The organism is Gracilibacillus lacisalsi DSM 19029 (genome assembly GCF_000377765.1).
GTDB classification, from domain to species: Bacteria; Bacillota; Bacilli; order Bacillales; family Amphibacillaceae; genus Gracilibacillus; species Gracilibacillus lacisalsi.
This window is the reverse complement of record NZ_KB898666.1, coordinates 131,882-150,043: the sequence shown is the minus strand read 5'-3', so window position 1 is coordinate 150,043 and position 18,162 is coordinate 131,882. Positions and strand designations below refer to the sequence as shown.

At 37.6% G+C, this 18,162-nt stretch carries 15 protein-coding genes and 1 riboswitch; of the genes, 9 read left to right on the top strand and 6 right to left on the bottom strand.

Annotated elements, in window-relative coordinates; translation table 11 throughout:
- The first annotated feature begins 81 nt into the window (after positions 1 to 81).
- Complete coding sequence (ggt, locus tag D569_RS0109255) at positions 82 to 1,713, top strand: gamma-glutamyltransferase (RefSeq protein ID WP_018932135.1); 1,632 nt, start codon at positions 82 to 84, stop codon at positions 1,711 to 1,713.
- Positions 1,714 to 1,771: 58 nt separating this feature from the next.
- Here the strand turns inward: ggt and D569_RS0109250 are convergent, their stop codons facing one another.
- Positions 1,772 to 2,170: a potassium channel family protein gene (locus tag D569_RS0109250; protein WP_018932134.1), complete on the bottom strand. Its 399-nt coding sequence runs from the start codon at positions 2,168 to 2,170 to the stop codon at positions 1,772 to 1,774.
- A 568-nt stretch (positions 2,171 to 2,738) separates the two neighbouring features.
- Here D569_RS0109250 and yfkAB point away from each other — a divergent pair.
- Positions 2,739 to 3,872, top strand: a complete 1,134-nt coding sequence (gene yfkAB, locus D569_RS0109245) for a radical SAM/CxCxxxxC motif protein YfkAB (protein WP_018932133.1) — start codon at positions 2,739 to 2,741, stop codon at positions 3,870 to 3,872.
- A 42-nt stretch (positions 3,873 to 3,914) separates the two neighbouring features.
- Here the strand turns inward: yfkAB and D569_RS0109240 are convergent, their stop codons facing one another.
- The 4 genes from D569_RS0109240 to D569_RS0109225 all read right to left on the bottom strand — a co-directional run bounded on the left by D569_RS0109240 (position 3,915) and on the right by D569_RS0109225 (position 7,712).
- Positions 3,915 to 4,538, bottom strand: a complete 624-nt coding sequence (locus D569_RS0109240; protein ID WP_018932132.1) for a YesL family protein — start codon at positions 4,536 to 4,538, stop codon at positions 3,915 to 3,917.
- Between the two features lie 15 nt (positions 4,539 to 4,553).
- Positions 4,554 to 5,390: a carbohydrate ABC transporter permease gene (locus D569_RS0109235; protein ID WP_018932131.1), complete on the bottom strand. Its 837-nt coding sequence runs from the start codon at positions 5,388 to 5,390 to the stop codon at positions 4,554 to 4,556.
- Between the two features lie 16 nt (positions 5,391 to 5,406).
- Positions 5,407 to 6,336 (bottom strand): carbohydrate ABC transporter permease, encoded by a 930-nt coding sequence (locus D569_RS0109230; protein WP_018932130.1) that lies wholly within the window; start codon positions 6,334 to 6,336, stop codon positions 5,407 to 5,409.
- A gap of 80 nt (positions 6,337 to 6,416) precedes the next feature.
- On the bottom strand, positions 6,417 to 7,712 hold the full coding sequence (locus D569_RS0109225; RefSeq protein ID WP_018932129.1) for an ABC transporter substrate-binding protein: 1,296 nt from the start codon (positions 7,710 to 7,712) through the stop codon (positions 6,417 to 6,419).
- 491 nt (positions 7,713 to 8,203) lie between these two features.
- On the opposite strand from D569_RS0109225, the gene desA reads away from it, so the two are divergent.
- The 4 genes from desA to D569_RS0109205 all read left to right on the top strand — a co-directional run bounded on the left by desA (position 8,204) and on the right by D569_RS0109205 (position 12,756).
- Positions 8,204 to 9,256 (top strand): Delta(5) desaturase DesA, encoded by a 1,053-nt coding sequence (gene desA, locus D569_RS0109220; RefSeq protein ID WP_018932128.1) that lies wholly within the window; start codon positions 8,204 to 8,206, stop codon positions 9,254 to 9,256.
- A gap of 181 nt (positions 9,257 to 9,437) precedes the next feature.
- Positions 9,438 to 10,571, top strand: coding sequence for a sensor histidine kinase (locus D569_RS0109215; RefSeq protein ID WP_018932127.1), 1,134 nt, complete (start codon positions 9,438 to 9,440; stop codon positions 10,569 to 10,571).
- Positions 10,568 to 11,167, top strand: coding sequence for a response regulator transcription factor (locus D569_RS0109210; RefSeq protein ID WP_018932126.1), 600 nt, complete (start codon positions 10,568 to 10,570; stop codon positions 11,165 to 11,167). Before D569_RS0109215 ends, D569_RS0109210 begins: the two co-directional genes overlap by 4 nt.
- Positions 11,168 to 11,352: 185 nt before the next feature.
- Positions 11,353 to 12,756, top strand: coding sequence for an MDR family MFS transporter (locus D569_RS0109205; protein ID WP_018932125.1), 1,404 nt, complete (start codon positions 11,353 to 11,355; stop codon positions 12,754 to 12,756).
- 501 nt (positions 12,757 to 13,257) lie between these two features.
- On the opposite strand, the gene D569_RS0109200 is transcribed toward D569_RS0109205, so the two are convergent.
- Entirely contained in the window at positions 13,258 to 14,082 is an 825-nt protein-coding gene (locus tag D569_RS0109200) for an MBL fold metallo-hydrolase (protein ID WP_018932124.1), read from the bottom strand.
- A 170-nt stretch (positions 14,083 to 14,252) separates the two neighbouring features.
- Positions 14,253 to 14,358, top strand: a riboswitch (SAM riboswitch).
- A 330-nt stretch (positions 14,359 to 14,688) separates the two neighbouring features.
- On the opposite strand from D569_RS0109200, the gene D569_RS0109195 reads away from it, so the two are divergent.
- From D569_RS0109195 to D569_RS0109185, 3 genes are all read left to right on the top strand, one after another.
- Positions 14,689 to 15,294, top strand: a complete 606-nt coding sequence (locus tag D569_RS0109195) for a YpjP family protein (RefSeq protein ID WP_018932123.1) — start codon at positions 14,689 to 14,691, stop codon at positions 15,292 to 15,294.
- A 175-nt stretch (positions 15,295 to 15,469) separates the two neighbouring features.
- Positions 15,470 to 16,375, top strand: coding sequence for a homoserine O-acetyltransferase MetA (gene metA / locus D569_RS0109190; RefSeq protein ID WP_018932122.1), 906 nt, complete (start codon positions 15,470 to 15,472; stop codon positions 16,373 to 16,375).
- Between the two features lie 588 nt (positions 16,376 to 16,963).
- Complete coding sequence (locus D569_RS0109185; protein ID WP_018932121.1) at positions 16,964 to 18,151, top strand: hypothetical protein; 1,188 nt, start codon at positions 16,964 to 16,966, stop codon at positions 18,149 to 18,151.
- The last annotated feature ends 11 nt before the right edge of the window (positions 18,152 to 18,162 follow it).

The window sequence follows — 18,162 nt, the reverse complement described above, 5'->3', positions numbered from 1 at the left end:
GTTAAGTATAATTATTTGTTTATTTAACAAAAGAAAATAATATTTTTGTTAATACTACTAAAGTTAATTAGAGGTGATCATATGAAGGCTTATCGGCCAACGGTAATGGCTACAAATGGGGCAGTTACTACCCCGCATTACTTAGCTTCCCAAGCAGGTATGAAAATATTGCAAAAAGGTGGTAATGCAATACATGCTGCTATTTCGATTGCTGCTACGCTAGGGGTTGTCTATCCTCATATGAATGGCTTGGGTGGGGATAATTTTTGGTTGCTTTATAATGCTAAAACGAAAGAGTTAAAAGGGATAAACGCCAGTGGGCGCTCAGGGGAAATGGCTGATATAGTCTACTATCACCAGTTAGGTTATGACACTATCCCGGAACGTGGATATTTAGCGGCGAATACTGTTCCTGGAGCATTATCAGGTTGGCTGAAAGCTTATGAATATGCTGAATCAGATATGGAACAGACGATGAATTGGTCAGAGTTGTTAGAAGATGCTATCGAGTATGCTGAAAATGGTTTTCCGATTACTGATAGCCAAATAAAAATGGCAGAAAGCTTTTTGGCTAAAGAAGCTAGTATCGAAGAACGAACAAATAATGACTTTTATTGTATCTTTATTGAGCCTTTATTGCATTGCAAAGGAGCTGGCCAGCTTTTTTACCAAAAGGATTTAGCAAATACTTTGAGAACTATTGCAATGGATAAAGGGCACTCGTTTTACCATGGGGATATTGCTGCTAAGATGGTGGAAATGTGTCAAAGTCAACATGGTGTTCTTACCAAACAGGATCTAGCGAATCATACCGCAGATTGGATGGAACCAATCGCTGTTGATTACCGTGGATATAAAGCTTATAATTTGCCACCGAATACACAAGGGATTGCTTCACTATCTATTTTAAATATGATAAACCAATTTGAATTATCAGCAATCAAAGAAGATTCCTTCTACTATCACCTGATCGTAGAAGCAACAAAGCTAGCGTTTGAGGACAGAGATCAGTGGGTGACGGACCCGGAGTATACAACGCCACCTATTGATCAATTGTTATCGAAACAGTATGGCCAACAATTAGCTGAAATAATCGAGAACAAAGAAGAAGCGGGAGCATTTACCGCATTATTAGATCCAAGAGGAGACACGGTGTGGTTTGGTGTAGTAGATAAATGGGGAAATGCTGTATCGATGATTCAAAGCATTTATCATGAATATGGTGCTGCGGTGGTGCCTTCAGAGACTGGAATTTTGCTGCAAAATAGGGGGAGCTTTTTCTCACTGGATGAGGAAGCGATCAATCGATTAGAACCTAAAAAACGGACCTTTCATACGCTTAATCCAGCAATGCTGTTTAAAAACAATCGGCCATACCTTGTATATGGAACGATGGGGGGCGAAGGTCAACCACAGACCCAAGCAGCCCTAGTAACTAGAATAATCGATTACAAATATGCTGTACAAGAAGCTATTGAAGCTCCTAGATGGTTATACGGCAGAACATGGGGAGTTAGTTCTAATACACTGAAATTAGAAAATAGAATCGATCCATCAGTTCAAGCAGCGTTAAGAAAAAAAGGCCACAATATTGAGTTAGTAGAAAGCTACAGTGATATAATGGGGCATGCCGGAGCGATCTTAATAGATGATGAAAATATCAAACTTGCCGGAAGTGACCCAAGGAGTGATGGCGTAGCACTAGGTTATTAATGGTGGAAAAAGCGGCAGTCATTTGTAGGGGTGGAGCTTTTTACAAGTTTAGCATCTATTATTCGTCTCTAGATTGATCTAATACCTTTATAAAATAAGCAGTAGGCAACAATACACCAATCGCTGCTTGCAATAAAGCAAAGAACCTGGCAGTATTAACGGGAATCATGTCTCCATAACCAATAGAAAGTATGGTGACACCGCTAAAATACAGTAGATTGCTAAAGCTGTGCTCAACAGGAGTTTCTGCCGATAAGTCTTGCACAATTACTGTTTCCTCAAAAGATAAAGCGTAATAAAGCAGAGCAAAGCCAAATGTAACGCCACACAATACAAAAAATAGTTTCATAAAGAGTGCGGTACTAAAATAACTTTGCTTATAGGTCTTATTTTGGAAAAAATACACTAAATGAATGATGATAAAAAGAATGGCTGCGATTAATAAGAATTGAGACATGGTGATACCCCCTTTACTCCATATATTTAACTATTGAACTGTAAATTAAACTTCCTTTGTTCTTAGGCAAGAAAGTATAAAATTTTGATATTTGTCTACGCAAGCGCCCAGAAACTAGGCGACTTCACGAATTGCTCTACGATAAGTCATCGTCGGTTGTAAACTCACTGTGATTCGCCGCTACGTTTCTAATCGGACGGGGCGCTCTGCGTTTTTTTATAAGTAAAGAAAGTATATAACCCGCGGTATCAACGCATTTGTAAGCAGAGTAGCCATTTTGAAATAGCTTGTACAGGTAACCATCGCTACGGCTGTCCACTTCCCTTTCCACGGGATTTTCGCCTAAGCTAACTTTGGTAAGCAAAGAGCGCTTGCCAAAGTGGATCTTAGTCGAAAATCATCCCGTAGGAGTGGAAGTGGACGGCCGCAGCGGTTGTTACGCCTATTATTCAATAACTATTTTGGACAGGAACGATGGGGTTGCCGGTTTTTCTTATTAGCCTAAAGAAAAAAGTCTATATATTTGTTACAATGATCATGAAGGTTAGTAGAAAGGAAGTTTACGATTATGACGTTTGTAAATGAAGTGAAGCGTCCGATAACTCCAGATTATGATCCATGGGAAGCATACATGGACGTTGAACAATATGGGGAGATGACGTTAACCAATATAGAATTTACCACCACACATTTGTGTAATATGCGGTGTGCACACTGTGCTGTAGGATACACGTTGCGCGATAAAGATCCAGATGCATTGCCTTTTTCTTTATTAAAGCAACGGTTAGATGAAATCCCTCACTTACGCACATTAAGTATTACTGGCGGAGAACCAATGATGTCTAAAAAATCAGTGCGAGAATATGTGGTGCCGTTGCTTCGTTATGCACATGAGCGTGGTGTTCGAACACAAATAAATTCAAATTTAACATTGCCTTATTCCCGGTATGAAGCAATTATCCCTTATTTAGATGTACTACATATATCACATAATTGGGGAACACCCGAGGAATTTGCGGAAACAGGCTTTGCGAATATGGAGCGGAAGCCAAGTGAGGACAATCGCAGAAAGTATTTTGAACGAATGGTTGAAAATTCCCAAAGACTTGCTGCAGAAGGTGTAATGGTATCAGCGGAGACAATGTTGAACAAACGAACGTTTCCTTATTTAGAATCGATTCACGATCATGTTGTGGAAATGGGGTGTGCTCGTCATGAGATTCATCCGATGTACCCAGTAGATTTTGCTAGTAACTTGGAAACACTCAATTTAAGAGAGATGCAAGAAGGGATTGAGCGGCTTCTCGATCATCGAGACGATTCAATCTGGATGTTATTTGGAACATTGCCATTCTATCCATGTAACAGCAATGAAGAAGAGCTTGCTTTGTTAAAACGATTATACAAGGAGAAAAACGTAACGGTACGGAATGATCCGGACGGGAGATCTCGTCTTAATGTTAATATTTTTTCTGGAGAAGTGATTGTGACCGATTTTGGAGATGACGAGGAACCCTCGCTCGGTAATATTCAAAACACCCCGTTACAAACTTCTTATGAGCGTTGGATGGAATCGAAAACAGCAAAATCATTGAACTGCCATTGTCCGGCTGTTAAATGCTTAGGCCCAAATATTTTGGTTAAAAATACGTATTACCAAGATGTTGATTTTACGAGAAGATCAGCAAATTTCACCCTTTAGAAAAATACCCCTGTTTCTTTCACGGAAACAGGGGTATTACGTTCATGAAGGAATATAGCTGCTTTCCTTATTACTAGTTGTTCGATTAAAAACAAATAGACAAATATACTGCTGTATCAATGCTAACATCGGTACAAAGGTAAAAATACTAATCTGGACAAACTGAAATGCCAGAAAATAAAGGATAATCATGAGGAGAAATTGTAATACAGTGTGTGATAAGTTGCTCAAGCCAACCATGCCAGCTATGTAAAAATACTCGAATGTTCCAGCTTTAAAATGAGTAATGGTTGGTAGTATATATATCCAGCAAATAATCAGGGTTAGTGTAAAAGTAGTTAAAACACCGTATAACGGAATTTTAACAATCGTATTAGGCACTTGGGGAAGATAATACCAATTGAAATAAACTAGTACACTAAAGGTGGATAGTAGCCATCCTGTTAGATTAGCAACCTTAAAATTATCCTTGTAGTATTTTTTCATCGATTGTTTAAGAGGTTGATAACTGTTGTGAATGTAAAGCTGCCGAATACAAGCATAAGTAGCAGTGATCGCAGGGAATAGCCCTAGTACCACTCCTCCGCGAAGGATATACAAATAACAATAGCATTGAATTTTAATTATTTCCCATAACCATACTACCAACCAATTTAATTTCTCCAATGCTCATTCCTCCCCTTAACTCTTTACCGCACCTTCCGTTATACCTGCTATAAATTGCTTATTAAAAATCAAGAAGACTATTAAAATAGGAATCGTCGCGAGAAACGTACCCGCTAAAATCATCGGATAATCCGTTGTATAAGCATCGTTCAATGTTCTAAGTGCAATTTGTATTGTATGTGAACTTTTATCCTTTAATACTACAAGTGGCCACAAGAAATCATTCCAAGAGTTCATATACGTAATAATACCAAGTGTTGCGAATGCGGGTTTAATAGCGGGAACAACGATATTCCAGTAAATACGGAAGTTACCGCAACCGTCTATTTTAGCTGCCTCCATTAAATCATTCGGAATCGAGCTGGCAATATATTGACGCATGAAGAATACGCCAAATGCGTTTACCATACCTGGTACAATAACTGCTTGTAGTTGATCCACCCATCCTAGGGCACTAATAATCATAAAAGATGGAATTAACCCAAGTTGTGGTGGCACCATCATGGTAGCTAATAGAAAGATGAAAAAGAAATTTTTATATTTAAAATCTATTTTTGCAAATGCAAATCCTGCTAGTGAACAGAAGAACAGAACGGCAATCGTGATGGTTGTAGATATGATGAAGGAATTTAACAGTGAGCCAAAGAAATCAATTCGTTCAAATACCTTTTGCATGTTTTCTACAAAATTCGGGCCTGGCAATAATGCTGGAGGTATTTTATTTACTTCTGAATTCGTATTAGAGCCGATGACGAACATCCAGTAAAAAGGAAAGATAGAGATAATGGATGCAAAGGTTAAAAAAATGTATAAGAAAAACTTAGGTACTTTCTTTTCTCCTACTTCTCTCAATTGGAATCCCCTCCTTCTAAGACTTGATCCGTTGTGTTAAGAACATGTTAAATAATGAGAATAAAATGATGATGACAAATAAAACCCAAGCGATAGCAGCACCGTATCCAAAGGAAAAGCGAGTAAATGCTTCTTCATATAAATATAGCGTCATGGTTAATCCTTGATTACTGGCACCACGCCCAAATAATAGTGGCTCAGCAAAGATCTGCATACCACCAATTGTTGATAAAATAACGGTAAATAGGATAATCGGTCGCATTAACGGAATGGTTAAATAAAGAAATTGCTGTGTTTTACTGGCACCATCAATAGTGGCCGCTTCATATAAATCTTTGGAGATTCCTTGAAGTCCTGCTAAGTAGATAATCGTGTTGTATCCAACCCAGCGCCACATAACCATAGCTGATATTGCCAGTTGTGTTCCGAGATATGACCCTTTCCAATCATAAGGCTCCAATCCAAATAAGGTTAAGCCATAATTGATGACACCATAGTTAGTTCCAAACATAGCGGAGAAAATAATAGCAACAGCAACAACGGACGTAATATTAGGCATGAAGACAGCTAGTCGAAAGATGCCTTTTGCTTTTAAGAAGGCTTGATTTAAAATAAATGCTAATATTAATGCGAGAATTAATTGAGGAACGGTAGAAATAACCCATATACTAAACGTATTACCTACTGATTTCCAAAATAAAGGATCATTGGTAAGCAGAGCTTGATAATTGGATACCCCAATAAATTCTCTTTCACCGAGCACGTTCCATTTGTGAAGGGATAAGTATGCCGTAAAAATTAATGGATAAACACCAAAAATTGCAAAAAGGATAAAGAAGGGTGATATAAACAGGTATCCTGATAGGGCATCATGTATTTTAGGACGATACTTTTTCTTAGTTTTATTATCGACAGCTTCGGAGTGTACGGTATTATGCTCAACCATTTTTTGACCTCCTTTGTTTATCAACTAGTAAGGGAAGGATAAGAAGCGAATTGCCAGCTTCTTATCCTTCTATATGAATGCTAACGTGAAATTTGCCTGTCAATTTCTTCTAAGGCATTATTCCACGCCTCTTCTGGAGATGCCGAACCATCATGTATTGATGTAAGAGCATCATCGATAATTGTGTTAACAGTTGAAGTGTCTGGTGAGCGGTAAACATATTCAACACGTTCAGCAGCTTCACCGAACATTACCCCTAAATCATCACGGGTAAAGAATGGATCATTATAGTTTTGCACTTCTTCATGATCATACAATTCTGGTGTAGATGGAAAGTTTCCATAGCTTTTGAAAATTTCCAATTGTTGCTCTGGAGCCATTAGCCAGGAAATAAAGTCATATGCTTCTTGTGGGTGATCACTTTGGGCAGGAATTGTCAGCAATGAGCCACCCCAGTTTCCGGAAGCCTCAGGAATTTGAGCGACATTCCATAACCCTTCTGTGTCTGGGGCATCATCTTTAATGCGTTGCAGCATCCACGGTGGTAAGAAGACGGTAGCAAAATCGCCTCGAGCTAACGCAGCACCATATTCAGTGGATTCCCTTTCGATCCCTGGTTGGATGTCAATTGCTTCAACAGCTAATTCCCATGCCTTAGCAATTTGTTCGCTTTCTTCAATAATCAAATTGTTCTCTTCATCAAAATATTGCTCTTCTCCTTGATCGCGAATAACACCGTAAATTTCAGCGATATGATTAAACATATATCCACCGGTAGCATCTTGTATCTGTCTACCAGCCTCAATATAATCTTCCCATGTGCTTAATTGACTGGATACCTCATCGGGATCGGTTGGTAAACCAGCTTCTTCAAAAATATCCATTCGATACGCCATTGCCATCGGACCAACATCTGTTGGAATTCCTAAAACGAACGAGCCATCAGGAGAAGATGCTTCACGCCATCTCCATTCTAGGAAATCATCTTTAATATCTTCTGCACCGTAGTCATTTAAATTATGGAATTGATCAGGATTGACTTTAAATTGTTCTATATAAGCTGATTCAACAACTGCAACATCTGGGGCACCTGAACCGGCACCTAGAGCTGTTAGCAAGTTTTGATGGTGATCGGCATACTCTGCTTCTTGGATATTAATCGTGACATTTTCGTTTTCTTCCTGGTATCGTTCGATTTGTTCATCGATTCCCATTCCCGGGAAAACCCACATTGTTAACTCTACATTTTCACCGGAACCACCAGATCCACCAGAGCCATTATCACCTGATCCACTGGATTCGTCGTCTTCTGAACATGCGGCTAAACAAATAAAAAGGACGAAAAACAACAATGAAAGCGCATACTTTTTTAGCATTACTTATTAACCCTCCTATAATTCTTTATTATATTAATTAGCTTTTGATGGCTAACCAATACTGGATAACATAACTTAGTTAGTTTTAAGGATGAACAAAGTTGAGATACCATAATTTACTTGAGAGTAATACCAGTTGTGAAAAGTTCAGGTTACATTCGCATTGAAGTCAATTTTGGAGTTTTTGTGGAGTACTTGAAGCTATATTATGTGAAAGATTGTTAAGATATTACCATATACACGTTATTTTTGTCAACGTTTACATTTATCTTTGTGCTGAGATTTGTGCAATATTCTTACGAAGTAAACCTATATGCTATGTAAAGCAGTAAGTCAGTTTGCTAATAGCAGAATAGAGTATTTCCAATCATGGAAAAATGTTACTTCATACATGACAAATGTCATTTTAAATTGCTGACAATTGCGTCTTATAAAATAGCTGAAATTGGAGTAAACTGCATATATAGTAAGCTTCGAAAGTAGGGATGATGATGAGCAAACAAAAACAAGCGAAATTAAGAAAAGATGTCATGCCGTATGCAACATCGAAAACAAAAACAAGCATGATTCAATTATTCAACACGATACCACCATTCTTTATATTGTGGTACTTGGCATATCAAAGTTTATCGGTCTCCATTTTCTTGAGTCTTGCATTCTCAGTTGTTGCGGCAGGATTTATGGTACGAACATTCATTATTTTTCATGATTGTGCCCACCAATCCTTTTTCAAAAATAAGAAGTGGAACCGTGTGATTGGAACGTTGACAGGTGTTCTTACTCATTTTGCTTTTGAAAAATGGAAAAGAGAGCATTCTATACACCATGCAACAAGTGGAAACTTAGATCAACGTGGTACTGGTGATATTTGGATTATGACAGTTAATGAATATGAACAAGCTAGTAAATGGCAAAGGTTACAATATCGTTTATACCGTAATCCTTTTGTGATGTTCGGTTTAGGTCCATTTTCATTATTCTTGTATGAAAATCGCTTTAATCGGAAAGATGCTCGTAAGAAAGAGCGCTGGAATACGTATTTAATCAACTTTATGTTAGTTGCAATCTATGCGATTATCGTGCTGACGTTAGGATGGCAGGCAATTTTACTTGTCCAACTACCGATTGCATATGTAGCAGGTGTTCTTGGTATTTGGTTGTTTTATGTTCAACATCAATTCGAGGATTCCTACTTTGAGAATGAATCGGAATGGGATTATGTGAAGGCCGCTGTGGACGGAAGCTCTTATTATAAGTTACCAAAATGGTTGGAATGGATGACAGGGAATATTGGTTATCACCATGTTCATCATCTAGCACCAAGAGTGCCGAATTACCATTTGGAGAAGGCGCACCAAGAAACACCGCCATTACAAAAGGCAACGACAATTACCTTGAAGACAAGCTTGGAATCAATTCGCTTTCGACTATATGATGAAGAGCAAAAGACCTTTATTAGTTTTAAGGAAATGAAACAGCGAAGTAAAAAGAAATCAAATATTTCGTTACCTTCGACCAAAGGTACGCAGACAATTCGTTCCTGATAATTCCCCCTGTCCCATTGTTCCAATTCTTTTTGGTACAATGGTGATGGGGGTTATTTATATCTGAAAGTGAAGTGATGAGATTCAGTAAGTATTTGTGAAAAAAGCAGAGATCATACGACAAATTTCAAAATATAGATAAACAATAATGTACTTGTTTGTCCTTCGTGAGGTGATTTCAATGAGGCATTGGTATGATATTTTCCCTCGGAACACGGGGTTAAGTTTATATATTTGGATCATTTTTTGTGTGTTGCCATTTTATTTTATTTTCCATTCCACTACCCTTTGGGAGATTGCGGCAGGAATAGCCGCAACCATGTTGTTTTTTGGTGTGTATTGGATGACCTTTAATTCGCACGGTCCATTAGTATACATAGGATTAAGTATTGAATTTGTGATTAATATCATGATGACGATGTTATTTGGATATGTTTACTTTGCATTGTTCATTGCTTTTTATATAGGAAATATTCGCAGTAAAGCAGGGTTTATTACGATGTATGTTATCCACCTCGTCACAACTGTTGGAGCGATGACAGCAGGGTTTTTACTAAATTATTCCTTGTTTTTAAGTCAAATTCCCTTTTTAATTATGACTATTTTAGGGGTTATATTAATCCCGATAAATCGCTATAATCGATTTAAACAGGAGAAATTGGAAGGACAGTTGGAAGATGCAAATAGAAAAATATCACAATTAGCGATTATAGAAGAACGGCATCGGATTGCGAGAGATTTACATGATACATTGGGGCAAAAGTTATCGATGATTGGATTAAAAAGTGAATTATCTGCCAAACTGGTCGAAAAAGATCCTAAAGCTGTAAAAAAAGAGCTGCAAGATGTGCAGGACACGGCTCGTCAAGCATTGAAAGAAGTTCGCGAAATGGTTTCCAATATGAGAAGTATTCGATTGAGTGAAGAAGTGGAACATGCCAAGCAGTTACTAGATGCAGCAGAAATAGAGGCAGAAATTATATTTGAAGCTGATGGCGATCATCTCCCGCTTTTTTTAGAAAACGTGTTAAGTATGTGTTTAAAAGAAGCAGTAACCAATGTAGTGAAGCATAGCCATGCTTCTTCCTGTTTGATTAATATTATCGAAACAAAGCAAGCTATACAACTGGAAGTGGTTGATAATGGTATCGGCAATGCAAGTAATAAGAGCTATGGAAATGGTTTAAAAGGAATGAAAGAGCGGCTGGAATTTGTCAATGGGACATTAGCTATCAAGAGAAAAAAGAATGGTTTTGAAGTGTATATATCTGTTCCGAAAGTTTTGAAACAGATAGAAGAGGAGGAAGAGCTGTGATCCGGATTGTGCTAGCTGAAGATCAACAGTTGTTATTAGGAGCGCTAGGTGCTTTGTTGGATTTAGAGGAAGATATGGAAGTGGTCGGAAAAGCCAATAATGGGGAAGAAGTATTGGAATTAGTTAAAGAAGAAATGCCAGATATTTGCTTAATGGATATCGAAATGCCGGTAATGACAGGACTAGATGCAGCAGAACAGTTACGAAACCACGCTTGTAAAGTAGTTATCCTCACGACATTCGCAAGACCAGGATATTTCGAAAGAGCAAGAAATGCCGGTGTTAGTGGCTATTTATTAAAGGATAGTCCTAGTGAGGATTTGGCACAGTCCATTCGCCAAATTATGAGAGGAAAACGGATTTATTCGCCGGAATTAATAGATATCGCCTTTTCGGAAGAGAACCCTCTAACAAGAAGAGAGATCGAAGTAATGAAATTGTTAGCGGAAGGGAAAACGACAAAAACTATTGCAAAAGAACTTTTTTTATCCAATGGAACGGTTCGGAATTATATATCTATTATTCTAGATAAATTAGAGGTGGATAATCGTATTGAGGCGATTGCAAAAGTGAATGAAAAGGGCTGGTTAAAATAGAAACTGTTTTTCGGTTTCTATTTTTTGCATTTTGATGTAAAAGGGCATACAATAACTTTCGTGACTAGAAGTAATTTATATAAGATGATGTTCAAGAAGTCACCAAATGATAAGCGGCGAAGCTCTTCGTTGGCTTGTTTCGCATTCGGCAACTTTTTGAACACACGCTATAAGGGAGTGAGAGAATGACTACAACCGTTCAAAAGCGAGGAACTATCGTTGCATTGTTACTGGCAGGATCTTTTATCGCGATATTAAATCAAACGTTAATGATTACAGCAATTCCTCCGATTATGAATGAAATGGGAATTACTGCTAACTCAGCACAGTGGTTAACGACGATTTTTATGCTAGTAAATGGAATAATGATTCCGGTTAGTGCGTTTCTGATAGATCGATTTACAACGAGGCAATTATTTATTACTGCAATGACTGTATTTACTTTCGGTACGTTGGTAGCAGCATTAGCACCTAATTTTGCTGTATTATTAGCTGGACGGGTCATCCAGTCCGCTGGTGCAGGTGTGATGTTACCATTAATGCAAACTGTATTTCTTATGATATTCCCGGTTAATAAACGGGGATCAATTATGGGGTTAGTAGGGTTAGTTATTTCTTTTGCTCCAGCAATTGGTCCATCTTTATCAGGTTGGATTACCGAACATTATTCATGGCGCGTTTTATTCTACATAATATTACCTATCGCTATTATTGATATCGTCATCGCCTATTTTGTAATGAAAAATGTAACCGAGATTTCGAAACCGAAGCTAGATATTCCATCCATTATCCTGTCTTCTTTAGGATTTGGTGGTTTGTTATATGGCTTTACAAGTGCAGGGAATAACGGTTGGGGCTCCCCGATTACAATTGTTGTTTTAATAATAGGGGTTATTTCACTGATCTGGTTTATTTTAAGGCAATTGAAATTACGACACCCAATGTTAGAGTTTAGAGTCTTTACTTATTCGATTTTTCCATTAACAGTAACGCTTGGTATGATAGCATTTATGGGGTTAATTGCAGTGGAAACTCTTGTGCCGTTGTACATGCAGGAAGCTAGGGATTTTACGGCCGTACAATCAGGACTGGTTATTTTACCAGGTGCACTAATTACCGGTTTTATGTCTCCGATAACAGGACGGATATTTGATAAAATTGGTGCAAGATGGCTTGCGATTGTAGGCTTTTCATTAATGACGATTGGCTCATTCTTATTTGCGATTTTAGATGATAAAACATCGATTACGTATTTGACAATCGTGTTTGCAATTAGAATGCTAGGTATTTCTATGGTAATGATGCCTGCAGCGACTGCTGGTTTAAATCAATTACCGAAAAAACTAATTGCCCATGGTGCAGCAATGGATAATACATTACGTAATGTGTCAGCATCTGTTGGTACGGCAATTATCGTAACCGTATTAACACAGGCAGAATCAATTGCTGAACAAAGCGGTGATCAATACCCAGGGATAACTGGCGCGAATACAGCCTTCTTAGTCCTTTCGATTATCACCTTAATAGGATTAATTCTATCCTTTTTTATTAAAAACAGTAAGCCGTATGATGAAGAAGAATCAGAGTAGTGAAATAGTAAGTAGTCTACTTTGAAGGAGAAAAATAGAACGAGGCTAAACATGAACATCCATTGGTGTTCATGTTTTTTCTTTATCAAAAAAGGATAAAATCGATGCAATGACAGTGTTAAGCGAAGTAGTTATTTTGAAAAGTATTATGTATCAGGTAAGAAAATTTTGAGATTTGTCTAGCTCCAAGCACTCAGAAACTAGGCGACTTCACGACTATTTAGAGTAAAAACAACCGTGTTACCTCATGTGAGCGTTGTTGAGTAGATCTTAACGAAGGCCGGCCATTTCCACTCCTTAGGGAATTGTTTGATCTGAAGATCCACTTTATCGAGCGGTTTTTGCTCGAAAAAGTTAGCTGAAGGGCAACCCCCACGGAAAGGGAAATGGGCAGCCGGAGTGGTGGTCAAGCAGTTGATATTATTCACGATAGCCATTAGAGGAGGCGACTGAGCGAATTGCTTATTTTCTCTTATATATAATAATGAAGTAGCTATTTCATCACTGTCGCTTATGTTTGGGAATTGCCTGTTCAATAAAGCTATCTGCCAGTTTCTTTAGTTCTTTTTTCATTGTCTCGCCTTCCATCGGCAAACCGTGACCGGCGATTATCATGTCGGGGTCTAGATCAGCTAGCTTTTTGACAGTCTCCTCTGCGCTAATCCAGTCTTCAGTAAAATAAGCAGGTGGTCCGTAAACGTGCTGTAAAGGGAAAAACACTGCCCAGGATGACTCCGGTTTTTCAGTTGAAATTGCATCACCTGCAATTAATACACGATCCTTTTCACGAAACAAACTGATGTGACCGGGGGTGTGACCGGGTGTTTCGACATACTGCCAATCCTCGAGAAAAGGAACAGAACCATCATTTGGCAATGCCGTTACAAGACCTTCCAAGTGTTCTGGCTTGGTAGGGAATATTGTTGATAATAATGAAATCATTCCGCCACCAACAGTTGGATCCCCTGGAGGGTATTCCTTCTTGCCTGTGACAAAATCCATTTCGTTTTCGTGGATATATATTGGTACGTTCCAGTATTCTGCCAATTTTTTCGCGGAACCGATATGATCAAAGTGACCATGGGTTAGTATAATTGCCTGTGGTGGTTTATTGCCATAACGGTGTTCGCAAGCGTGAAGAATCCGGTCATGATATTTGCGTGTGCCACTATCGATTAACACCCAATCTTCATTTGGGGCACCGATCATGATGACGTTAACAACAAGAGTTCGGTAATAAGCGATATCTGGAAGGACTTCTTCCGGAATGGCATGGTCTAAATCATGTTCAAGGTCTTTCCACTTATCTATATGTTCTTGATCCATTGTTTGTCCCACCTTATTTGTGCATAAACTATCATCCTTATTTTGGTGTAAAATGAACAGATTTATACTATTATCTGAAAATTAAAAAAGCGCTTGTTGTTTTTAAAGTAGTATGATATGATTTGTAGCAAACCAAGTGATGTATTTACAATTTAATAAAACGCAAGATTTTCTTATCCAGAGAGGTAGAGGGACTGACCCTGCGAAGCCTCGGCAACCAGTACGCATGTACCCGGTGCCAATTTCAGAGAATCAATTTTGATTCGAAGATGAGAAGATTCGACGGCGATTGATTTTTGTTGGAGCGTAATGCAATTAATCGTAGAATCCTTCTCTATCTTTATAGGGAAGGATTTTTTTTTCAAAATAAGGTGAGGAGAATGTACAAATGATTTGGATTTGAAAAAAGCTGATTCTGTTGTTACATTAAGTAGCTCCCTTTAATAGTGAAGTGATTGGTGCAGAACAACCAGGAAATCTAAGACAAAGCTTAGCACAAACATAAGTAAAATTTATGTAAAAAATGAAAAGACCCTTTACATGTATGGACAAATTAGTAAAACATGATAAAATTTTAGTAAGTCGATGTGAGGGAGTTCGATCGAGATGAAAATGTGGATGAAAAAATTAACCGTTTTATTAGTGACGATATTAACACTTGGGTTATATGTTCCCCCTATCTACATTAATGCTGATGTAGACTTAGGCAAAAAGGACATTGAGCCAAGTGAAGATCAGCCGAAACAAGTAGACGAAGAGGAAATAGAAGATTCGATAACAGAAGAAAACCTAATTCTTGAAGACTCGAATCAACTTTATCTCGAGGAATTAAATCATCTTGCAAAAGAACAAGTGCAAGCAAAGTTAGGTACCAAAATTTCTTCAAAAGTCAATGGAGATCTTAATCGAACTGTCTTACCAAATATTGAAACGGTATTAGATGAATTATATAAAGAAATTGGTGATGAAGAAAGCCAATACTTAATGATTGCCGATGAGCCCTCAGGCGGATATGGAGAACGTATCTTTAACCTATACCATATAAAAGATAAAGAAAATGTTGCAAAGTTTCATGTCAATCGGTTAAGAAGACCACAAGACGGTTATTATTTTCAATTCCACTATCATTTGCGAATCGATCAATTCGAAGAGCATTTCCCGATAGCAGAAGTTTATTGGGGAAAAGATACACCACCAAAATGGATGGCGTAATAGATAGGATGCCTTACGTATAGGAGGCATCCTTTTTAACCATAACATCAGAAGTATAATATGTCAGAATTTTTTAAAAACATTTCCCTTTATTTTAAACCGAAATATCGATAAAATAGATTTTATCGTGAATTTTTTTATTTTAGGGAATTTATTAACAAAGGAGTCACAAAAAATGCCTATCAAAGTGCCGGATCTATTACCAGCTAAAAGTAAGTTACAAGAAGAGAATATTTTTGTTATGGATGAAAGCAGGGCATTTAAACAAGACATTCGGCCACTTAAAATATTAATATTAAATTTAATGCCATTAAAACAGCAAACCGAAACCCATTTATTGCGTTTATTAGGAAACAGCCCGTTACAATTAGAGGTAGGATTGTTGCATACGAGTACACATACTTCTAGGAATACATCGGTAGAACATTTAAAGCAATTTTATAAATCGATTGATGATGTAAAGGCTAATAGATATGATGGACTAATCATTACTGGTGCACCAATTGAAAAACTAGCTTACGAAGAAGTGAATTACTGGGAAGAACTGTCTGAAATTATGGAGTGGAGTAAAACGAACGTCACCTCCACCCTGCATATTTGTTGGGGTGCAATGGCAGGTCTTTACTATCATTATGGGGTAGATAAGTATATGATGCCGGAAAAATTATCAGGCATTTATACACATACGCTCAATGATCCACGGGAGAAGTTAGTCAGTGGTTTTGATGAGGAGTTTTTAGTGCCCCATTCACGCCATGCTGATATACGCAAAGAAGATATCGAGAAGGTCCCAAGTTTGAAGATATTAAGTGAATCGGAGCAAGCGGGGGTATATATGGTCGCCTCAACAGATGGTAAACAAATCTTTGTTACAGGCCACCCAGAATATGATGCTTTAACATTAAAGAAAGAGTTTGATCGGGATATGGCAGCTGGACTAAACCCGATCATACCAGAAAATTATTATCCGAATGATGATCCGAATCAAACACCAAAACTACGCTGGCGCACACATTCTAATATTTTAATCTCTAATTGGCTGAATTATTATGTTTATCAGGAAACGCCTTATGAATTGTAAACAAAGCTTGGAACCTATTAAGTAAATGGAATAGGTTTTAAGCTTTTTTTGTTTATAAGGAAAGCATATAATACGCGGCATGATAGTGTTTTTGTATCATAGGTGGTCATTTGGAAATGATATGTAGACGAAAGCATCGCTCCAGCTGCCCACTTCCCTTTCCGTATCAATACTTCTGAATTACTATGATTAAGGAAAAATCGGCAAAGCCCACCCCGTTCCTGTCCAAAGTAGTTATTTTGACATGAATAATAGGCGTACAACCGCTACGGCTTGCCCACTTCGCTTTCCGTGGGGCGTGTCTTCAGCTAACTTTTGTAAAGAAGATCGCTTTACAAAAGTGGATCTTCAGATCACGCTGATCCCACAGGAGTCGAAGTGGGCGCCTGCGCTAAATAACGTTCTACATTTTTTTAACGTACGGATATTACATCTTTTATTTTACATTGTATCAAACCTCAAAAAGTTAGCTGAAGGTAGAACCCCTAATTAGTATAACGCTTCCTTATTTAGAATGAATAACTATAAAATGGTTTAAATCACAAACTTTGTGTAAAACATTAGTAAATGGTTTGTATGAGGTGAGTGATGTTGAGCAGTTCTAATAAAAAAATAAAAATTATAACAGCTCCAGGATTTGCAAATGATGTCATTAATGAAATGAAAAGTGATTTGCCTTCCTTGTTGGAGTATTATGTTGATGAAACAGTAAAATGGGAATTTGAACACGAAATAGATCCTTTAACAGGATCGACAGAGAATGCAAGGGAAATTTTAGAATCAAAATTAGAAAATGCAAAAGAACATGATAATGCCTTTTTGGTTTGCTTAACAGATTTACCGTTATTCCATAATAGTAAGGTTGTGGTTGCTGAAGCATATGAAAAAAAGAATATAGCATTACTTAGTTTGCCTGCTCTTGGATCTACCCCAATGGTCAAACGAATTAGAGCATCTATTATCCAATTAGTCAATGAAATGTATAGAGGAGTTACTGATGAAGGCCAACAAAAATTGAGAGATAAGATAGAGGAAGCAGCTAAAGACGGTCTAAGAATTGTTAATGGTTATATATTAGTTAGCAAGAAAGGGCTTGAGAGGTTCTCTCCAGTTAGAAGAGAAACACCGCAGAATGGTGAGAAAAATATAGATGTTCGTTTTACTATTCCTTCAAGATACTTAGGTGGCTTGCGAATTTTACCTGGTATGGTACGGGCGAACCGTCCTTGTAGAATGTTTCCATCTTTCATAAAAGTAATGGTTGTTGCATTTACCACAGGAACTTATGCCTTGATTTTTCCGACTTCATGGATGTTAGCGAGTGCATATGAGACGTGGCGTATGATTATATTAAGTGTTGTGTCGATTATTGCGATGGTAACTTGGATTATCGTCGCTCATAAATTATGGGAATCTCCAAGAATTGAAACAAATAACCTAAAAAGAATGTTATACAATATAACCACGGTTTGTACCTTGGTGATTTCAGTTACATTATTCTATTTAAACTTATATCTTCTGTTCTTAATTGCTGTTTTTTTATTCATTCCTATTGGTATGTTAGAATCGCAAGTAAGTTCTCACGTTAACTACAGTAATTACTTTTACATAGCGTGGATTATCACCAGCTTTGCAACAATCATCGGTGCTTTAGGATCTGCCTTAGAAAGTGAAGAAACAATACTTTCTGCAACTTATGGATATCGACAAAAACAGCGATATGAGCAGTTAAAAAGAAAAGAAAAAGAAACAACAACCTTCGAAATAAGCTCTTAATGAAAAACCGG